The sequence below is a fragment of the Frateuria defendens genome (assembly GCF_001182895.1).
GTDB lineage: Bacteria > Pseudomonadota > Gammaproteobacteria > Xanthomonadales > Rhodanobacteraceae > Frateuria_B > Frateuria_B defendens.
The window spans coordinates 1-327 of sequence record NZ_LFQR01000314.1; the positions used below are offsets into that span (position 1 = coordinate 1).

Consider the following 327-nt stretch of genomic DNA (forward strand, 5'->3'; position numbering starts at 1 on the left):
CTTCTGTATGAACTATTTCAGATATAAACAATTTAACAAGGATGTTATCACTGTAGCTGTTGGCTACTATCTAAGATATGCATTGAGTTATCGTGATATATCTGAAATATTAAGGGAACGTGGTGTAAACGTTCATCATTCAACGGTCTACCGTTGGGTTCAAGAATATGCCCCAATTTTATATCAAATTTGGAAGAAAAAGCATAAAAAAGCTTATTACAAATGGCGTATTGATGAGACGTATATCAAAATAAAAGGAAAATGGAGCTATTTATATCGTGCCATTGATACAGAGGGACATACATTAGATATTTGGTTGCGTAAGCA

The 327-nt window shown here is 33.3% G+C and carries 1 pseudogene; it reads left to right on the forward strand.

What is annotated here, in order from left to right:
* Positions 1-7: 7 nt before the first annotated feature.
* Positions 8-327 (forward strand): annotated as a pseudogene (locus ACH65_RS19400) (IS6-like element IS257 family transposase); the annotation flags it as partial.